The organism is Streptomyces ipomoeae 91-03, from assembly GCF_000317595.1.
Classification (GTDB): domain Bacteria; phylum Actinomycetota; class Actinomycetes; order Streptomycetales; family Streptomycetaceae; genus Streptomyces; species Streptomyces ipomoeae.
In genome coordinates this window covers 62,284-69,310 of the sequence record NZ_AEJC01000629.1, presented here as the reverse complement: position 1 = coordinate 69,310, position 7,027 = coordinate 62,284, and the positions used below count along the sequence as shown (strand labels likewise).

5 protein-coding genes are annotated in these 7,027 nt (G+C 72.7%); all 5 read right to left on the bottom strand.

Translation table 11 applies throughout. The annotated features are described in order from the left end of the window. Nucleotides 1-54 precede the first annotated feature (54 nt). Nucleotides 55-1,173 carry a phosphoserine transaminase gene (gene serC / locus STRIP9103_RS41395; RefSeq protein ID WP_009338883.1) on the bottom strand — a complete coding sequence of 373 codons (1,119 nt, stop codon included), beginning with the start codon at nucleotides 1,171-1,173 and terminating at the stop codon, nucleotides 55-57. Nucleotides 1,174-1,502: 329 nt separating this feature from the next. Beyond that, nucleotides 1,503-2,750 (bottom strand): cytochrome P450, encoded by a 1,248-nt coding sequence (locus STRIP9103_RS41390; protein ID WP_048821974.1) that lies wholly within the window; start codon nucleotides 2,748-2,750, stop codon nucleotides 1,503-1,505. A 652-nt stretch (nucleotides 2,751-3,402) separates the two neighbouring features. Next, the gene (locus STRIP9103_RS41385; protein WP_009338877.1) at nucleotides 3,403-3,750 is read right to left on the bottom strand and encodes a DUF742 domain-containing protein; all 348 of its coding nucleotides are present in this window, start codon (nucleotides 3,748-3,750) and stop codon (nucleotides 3,403-3,405) included. Continuing rightward, on the bottom strand, nucleotides 3,747-4,247 hold the full coding sequence (locus STRIP9103_RS41380) for a roadblock/LC7 domain-containing protein (RefSeq protein ID WP_009338861.1): 501 nt from the start codon (nucleotides 4,245-4,247) through the stop codon (nucleotides 3,747-3,749). The genes STRIP9103_RS41385 and STRIP9103_RS41380 overlap by 4 nt, the downstream gene beginning before the upstream one ends. Further along, nucleotides 4,244-6,835 carry an ATP-binding protein gene (locus tag STRIP9103_RS53280; RefSeq protein WP_078614224.1) on the bottom strand — a complete coding sequence of 864 codons (2,592 nt, stop codon included), beginning with the start codon at nucleotides 6,833-6,835 and terminating at the stop codon, nucleotides 4,244-4,246. The genes STRIP9103_RS41380 and STRIP9103_RS53280 overlap by 4 nt, the downstream gene beginning before the upstream one ends. Nucleotides 6,836-7,027 lie beyond the last annotated feature (192 nt).

Here is a 7,027-nt window from a genome sequence, read left to right as displayed (position 1 = left end):
CCTTCAGCGGCGTACTGCTTCAGCCGCGTATGCCTTAGCGGCGTGCGTCAGTGATCAGAGCTTCTCGATCACGTAGTCGATGCACTTCGTCAGGGCCTCGACGTCCGCCGGGTCGATGGCCGGGAACATGGCTACGCGGAGCTGGTTGCGGCCCAGCTTGCGGTAGGGCTCGGTGTCGACGATGCCGTTGGCGCGGAGGGTCTTGGCGATGGCCGCGGCGTCGATGTCGTCGGAGAAGTCGATCGTGCCGATGACCTGGGAGCGCTTGGCGGGGTCCGTGACGAACGGGGTGGCGTGCTTGGACTCCTCCGCCCAGGTGTAGAGGCGGGTCGAGGAGTCCTTCGTACGGGCCGTGGACCAGGCGAGGCCGCCCTGGCCGTTGATCCACTCCAGCTGCTGGTTCAGCAGGAAGAGGGTCGCGAGGGCCGGGGTGTTGTACGTCTGGTTCTTGCGGGAGTTGTCGATCGCCGTGGGGAGCGAGAAGAACTCCGGGATGTGGCGGCCCGACGCGTGGACGCGCTCGGCGCGCTCGATGGCGGCCGGGGAGAAGACGCCGATCCAGAGGCCGCCGTCCGACGCGAAGGACTTCTGCGGGGCGAAGTAGTAGACGTCCGTCTCGGTGATGTCGACCGGGAGGCCGCCGGCGCCGGAGGTGGCGTCGACCAGGACGAGGGCGCCCTCGTCGGCGCCCGCCACGCGCTTGAGCGGAGCGGCGACACCGGTGGACGTCTCGTTGTGCGTGAAGGCGTAGACGTCGACACCCGCCTCGGCCCGCGGCTCCGGGTGCGTGCCCGGGTCGGACGAGATGACCGTGGGCTCGGCCAGCCAGGGGGCCAGCTTCGAGGCCTTCGCGAACTTCGAGCTGAACTCGCCGAACGTGAGGTGCTGGCTCTTGTTCTCGATCAGGCCGTGGGTCGCGATGTCCCAGAAGGCCGTCGAGCCGCCGTTGCCGAGGATGACCTCGTAGCCCTCGGGGAGGGAGAAGAGCTCGCGGATTCCCTCGCGTACCTGGCCGACCAGGTTCTTCACCGGGGCCTGACGGTGGGAGGTGCCGAGCAGGGAGGTGCCGGTCGCGGCCAGGGCGTCCAGCGCCTCCGTCCGCACCTTGGAGGGGCCCGCGCCGAAACGACCGTCGGCGGGCTTGATGTCAGCGGGGATCTGGATATCAGCCACGGAGGCGAGACTATCCGCTCCGCGAAACGTGGGCGAAACGTCGTCCGTCGGATGAGACGGAGGAGGCGACCGCCCACGGCCCCGGCTCGGATGCCCTGCCGCCGCCGAGCCCGGCGACGAGTCTCACTCGTGGGGGTGAGTCCGCTCCGTCCCCCTGTCGTCGGAGTCGGTGTCGCGGGCCCGGTCGCTCATCCGGTCCCAGAAGCGGCGCATGTCGGCGGCGGGCGCCCCGCGCCGCCACGGGGTGCCTCCCGGCGGAACCGCACGGCCCCATGCCCCACCATTCCGTCGGCTTCGCCGGGATCAGCCGCCGAGGCCGGGAGCGGGTGTCACCGGCCGCCCACGGCCGGCGTCGGTGAGAAGCGGACCGGCAGTTCCAGCAACCCCCGCAGCCAGGGTGACGACCGTCGTGTGAGCGTCCTCGCCGGGACCGCCAGGTCGAGGTCCGGGAGCCGGTCCAGTACGACCTCGATGCCCGTGCGGGCGATGACCTCGGCGATCTCCCGCGCCGGGAACGGGCAGCGGTGTTCGCCGTGGCCGAAGGAGAAGTGGGCGTTGTTGCCGCCGGTCAGGGCGGAGCCGTCGGTACGGACCCGGGGGTCGGAGTTGGCGCCCTGCAGCCCGAGGAGTACGAGATCGCCGGCGCGCAGGGCCCGGCCGCCGAGGTGGGTGTCGCGGGTCGTCCAGCGGCCGGCCGCGTTCTGGATGGGGGCGTCCTCCCACAGCACCTCGTTCATGGCCTCGGCCACGCTGCTGCGACCGCCGAAGAGCGAGGCCGCGAAACGGTCGTCCGTCAGCATCAGGCGCAGTGAGTTGCCGATCCAGTCCGTTGTCGGCTGGTGGCCCGCCGCCAGGATCACCATCAGATCGTGGGTGACCTCCTCGACCGTGAAGCCGGCCGTGTTCGACAGCAGCCGGGACACCACGTCGTCCGCCGGCCGCTGGCGGCGCTCGGCCACCAGTCGTGTCATCGCCGCCGTCAGCTGCGCCTCGGCCGGCATCGCCCGGTCGCCGCCGTCGAGGATGTCGTTCAGCGTGGTGACGAGCCCCGGTCCGCGTTCCTCGGGGAAACCGAGGAGCATCGCCAGTACCCGGACGGGCAGCAGCGCCGCGTACTGGGTGATCAGGTCGGCCTCCCCCGTCCCGCACACCGCGTCGATCAGCTCGTCCGCGAAACGTTCCACGTGGCCGCGCAGTTCGAACGGGTCCACCGCCTCCAGCGCCTCGCCGACCAGCGCCGCGCGCGCCCGGTGCCGCTCGCCGACCGTACCGAGGATCGACGGCTGCACCCGGCTGATCACCGGCAGCAACGGCCAGTCCGCGGGGATGTTCGGCCACTGGTTCCACAACTCAGGGTTCCTGCTGAACAGCACCGGGTCGCTCGTCACCTGGTGCAACTCCCGATACCCCAACACCAGCCACGCCGGCACGCCCCCGTCGAGCACCACCGGCACCACCTCCCCGTGCTCCCGCCGCAACTGCCGGTACAGGTCGAATGGTTCGGAGGAGGAGAGGGTGCCTGCGAGCGGGACGGGGGTGGGGCTGGGGGGAGAGGGAGCGGGTGCGGGCATGGGCATGGGCATAGGGCCGGGGGTGGGCTCGGGGTCCAGCGAGAGGCCTGTGCCAGGGGATGGTGCGGGACCGGGGTCCGGGGATGGTGCGGGAGCGGGTTCCGGGGCGGGGGCGGGTTCCGGGGCGGGGGCGGGCATGGGGCCGGGAAGGGTGGTCCCGCCGGTGTCGTCCGTCCCGGCCCACCAGCCCGACTCGCCTGCCCCGTCGTTGTCGTCCGTCCCACTCGGCCAGCCGTGCCGGCTGAGCCGACCGTTCTCGTACGGCCTCCCCGGGTGACCCGGCCGGCCCGGCCAACTGGACCAGCCGGTCCCACCGTCCTCGTCGGAGTCGTCGGCGTCGTCGACCGCGTCAGCCCCACTCGACCACCTCCGCCAGCCGGAAGTGTCGGCCTCATCCGTCCCGTAGGTCCCGTCGGTCCCGCCCGTCCAACCGCGCCAGCCGGAGCCGCCGTTCTCGCCTGTCGTGCCGGCCTCGCCCGATCCGCTCGGCTCGCCCGGCCGGTCAGGCTGATGCGGCTCGTCCGTCCCGTCCGTCCTATCCGTCCCGTCGGTCCAGCCGCGCCAGCCGGAGCCGTCGGCCTCGTCCGTTCCACTAGGCCCATTGGGCTCGTTCGGTCCACCGGACCCATCCGGCCCACCCGGCCGGTGAGGCCCGTCGTCAGAGGTTGCGAAGTCCAACTAATACCTGCTCAAGGATGTCGAGGTCGATCAGCGTGGCCTGGTTCGGATGGCGGACGCTCACCCGGCCCGCGGCGAGGAGGTCGGAGAGGAGGATCTTGGTGATGCTCACCGGCAGCCGCAGCTGGGCGGCGATCTCGACCACCGCCGTCGGCCGTATCGCCAGCCGCAGGATCGCCGCGTGCTCCGACTGCATACCCGGCACCGGATCGCTCTCCGCGACGACCAGGGTCACCAGGTCGAACGGCGTTCCCGGCGCCGACCGGCTGCGTCCCCCGGTGAGGGTGTACAGCCGGTCGGGCAGATCGTCCCTGCCGGGCCGGCTCATGACGTACGGGACCCCATGGCCGTGGTCGCGTCGCCGGCTACGGCGGTCATGGTGGTCGTGGTCGTCGTCGTGTACGAGGCCATGCCCGGCTCCCTGCGCGGGCCCGCGCTCAGGTGTTCGCCCAGTTGCTCCACCAGCTCGCTCATGTTGTGTCCGACGAGCCCGGCGTCCGCCTCCTCGTCCGTGACGACGGCCAGATGCGCGCCCTCTCCGGCCTCCACGATGAACAGGACCCCGCCGTAGAACTCCGCGATCGCCGACCGCACACCTCCGCTGCCGTCCCCGAACTGCACCGACGCCCCGTGCGACAGCGACTGGATGCCGGCGGCGATCGCGGCGAGCTGGTCGGCCTGGTCCACGGACAGCTCGGGCGTACGGCACAGCTTCAGGCCGTCCCGGGAGAGCACGAGCGCGTGCCGGGCGCCCGGAGTGCGCTCCAGCAAACCCTCCATGAGCCAGGTGAGCCTGTCGTCGGCGGTGGTGCCGGTGCCGGTCATGGGGTGGTGTCGCCTTCCAGGTGGGGGTGCGTATGCGTGTGTTGGTCCAGGGCCGGGTCCGACGGGTTCGGGTACGAGGCCGAGCTCGGGGGCAGGCCCAGGGCCGCGTTCGAGGGCAGGCCCAGGGCCGAACCCGACGGCAGATCCGTCGCCGCGTCCGCGCCCACGTCCGTCCCTCCGCCGGCGTCCGTCTCCACCTCCGGGGAAGGGACGGAAGCCTGTTCCGGGTTCCCGTACGAGGCGTACGCGGCGTAGTACGAGGAGTACGCGGACGACGACGCGGGATACACGGACGGCGAGGAGTGCGACGAGTACGAGGTGTACGACGGGTACGACGAGGGCGTGGCCTGCGTCGATGCCGTGCCGTCGGTCGGCTCGGGGTGCGTCTCCCGGGCGGGTTCCCAGGTGAGCTCCCGTACGGGATCGAGCGCCCACCGGGTTCCCCGTACCGGTTCGGGCTCCCAGTTCGTCTCCTGTACGGGGCCGGGCTCCTGCTCAGGTTCCCGCACGGGGTCGGCCTCCCACTCCGCGCCCCGCACAGGTTCGGCCTCCCACCGGGCTTCCCGTACGGCACCCCACTCGGGCTCCCGTATCGGCTCCAGCGCGGGCTGCCGTACGGCCTCCTCGGAGGAAGACGCAGACGTGGGCGTGGACGTAAACGTCACCGCCTCCCGCTCCCGCACGATCTCGCCCGTCGTCCCCGCCGTCTCCGTCGTCGCCTCCACCCCCGTGAAGTCCGTGGACCCCGTAGACGTAGAACCGTCGTCCCCCGAAGCCGTCCCCTGGAAGAACGCCTGGTCGAGGCCGCTGGTGCCCCGTACCGCGCGCCGGAAGCTGCTGAAGCGGACGGCGCCGCTGCTGGCGTCGTCGACGGGGCGGGAGTCGCGGTCGGGGCGGGCGGCGGAGGTCTGGGCGCGGTCGCGGCCCGTGGCCTCGGCGAGGGAGTGGCCGCGGCGGCGCCGGGGGAGGGGGTCGGCGGCGGGGGGCACGGCCTCCCCGGCGGTGGTCGGGACGCCGCGGCCGGTGGAGGAGTCGGCCGGCGACTCGTGGGTGGGCGTCGGCTCGGCGTTCAGGTCGTAGGGGGCGCGGGCGGCGGCGTACGACGTGGCCGTATCCGGGTCGTAGGGGGCGCGGGCGGCGGCGTACGACGTGGCCGTATCCGGGTCGTGAGAGGCGCGTGCGGCGGCGTACGACGTACCCGTGGCTCCCGCGTCCAGGTCGTGGGGCGCGCGGGCGGCGCCGTACAACCCTTCGGCCGCAGTGGCCCCGACCCCATTCTCGGCCGCAGTGGCCCCGACCGCCTCCTCGGCCGCAGTGACCCTGCCGACCCCATCCACATCCACCGTCCCCGCAGGCACTCCACCCGCCGGTACGCCACTCCCCGGCACCGCCCCCGCCAGGATGTCCTGCGGAATGAGCATCAGCACTCCCGTACCGCCGCGGGCGGACGGGCGGAAGGAGACCTTCAGGCCGTGTTTGCGGGCGAGGCGGCCGACGACGGCGAGGCCGAGGCGGGTGCCGCTGAGGCCGGTGATGTCGGCGGCGCCCTCGCCGGAGACGGCGCGCTCGGCGCGGCGCAGCTGGACGTCGCTCATGACCAGCCCCGCGTCCTCGACGGAGACGATGACCCCGGCCGGCACCTCCTCGACGTAGACGTGGACCTCTGCGGTCGGCGGCGAGAAGTTGGCCGCGTTGTCGAGGAGTTCGGCGAGCGCGTGCATCACGCCCTCGGCGGCGTGCCCGGCGACGGCGGACTCGCTGGAGGAGTGCAGCCGGACCCGGCGGTACGCGCCGATGCGGCCCATCGCACCACGCAGGATCGACTCCATCGGGATCGGCCGCGCCCAGCGGCGGCCCGAGCGCGCGCCCGCGAGCACGGCGACGGAGTCGGCGAGACGGCCCGCCTGGGCGGTGCGGTGGTCGATGTGGAGGAGGTCGGCGAGGACGTCCTCGTCGGCGTGACGTTCCTCCATGGCGCGCAGATCGGCGAGGGTGCCGGTGGCGAGGGCCTGCATCCGTCCGGCCACGTTGGCGGTGACGGCGAGCGCGGCGGTGCGGTCGGCCTCGGCCTGCCGGGCGCGTTCGACGAGACGGGCCTTCTCCCGCTCGGCCTCTTCCGTCGCCTGGGCCTGTTCCCCGGCCTCCCGGGACCGCTCCTCGGCCAGCCGCTCGCGCTCGCGTTCGAACTCGGCGGTCATGCGGGCCCGTTCCCGCGCGTACTCCGCCGCGATCCGCGCCCGCTCCTGCACGAACTCCTCGGTCAGCCGGCCCCGTTCACGCCCGAACTCCTCCGTCATCCGCGCCCGTTCCTGGAGCAGCAGCCCGGCGTCCCGGGCCACGGCATCGAGGCGCCGGCGCAACAATCGCGCCGACGACCGGGCGTGGACGGCGGCCGTGACGGTGACGGTGAGTAGCAGTACGGCCGCGCCCGCGCCGCCCGCCAGCGGCAGCCGTACGGACTCCGGAGCCAGCGCGACCGCCCCGCCGACCGCGAGCGCGCCGAGCACGGCCGTGAGCAGGGGCGCGGGCAGGAGGGAGCGCAGGGCCGGGCGTTCGCGTGGTGAGTGCGGGGGGTTGGGCGCGGTCATGGGCTGTTGTCCTCGGTCGGTTCCGAACGCCGTATCGGTGACGGTTCTGAACTCTGTACTTGGTGACTCAGTCCGTTCCTGAACTCCGTACTCGCCAACGTGGTCGGCTGCTGATGGTCGGCCGCTGAACGAGAAGCGCCGCATGGTGCTCAATTGGCCGTCACTATATGGGAGTTCATGACTGGGGTTGGC

What these genes read in the sequence shown, in the direction of transcription:
- STRIP9103_RS41380 (WP_009338861.1), bottom strand. Translation starts at nt 4,247, where the DNA reads ATGACCGGCACCGGCACCACCGCCGACGACAGGCTCACCTGGCTCATG.
- STRIP9103_RS53280 (WP_078614224.1), bottom strand. Translation starts at nt 6,835, where the DNA reads ATGACCGCGCCCAACCCCCCGCACTCACCACGCGAACGCCCGGCCCTG.
- STRIP9103_RS41390 (WP_048821974.1), bottom strand. Translation starts at nt 2,750, where the DNA reads ATGCCCATGCCCGCACCCGCTCCCTCTCCCCCCAGCCCCACCCCCGTC.
- STRIP9103_RS41385 (WP_009338877.1), bottom strand. Translation starts at nt 3,750, where the DNA reads ATGAGCCGGCCCGGCAGGGACGATCTGCCCGACCGGCTGTACACCCTC.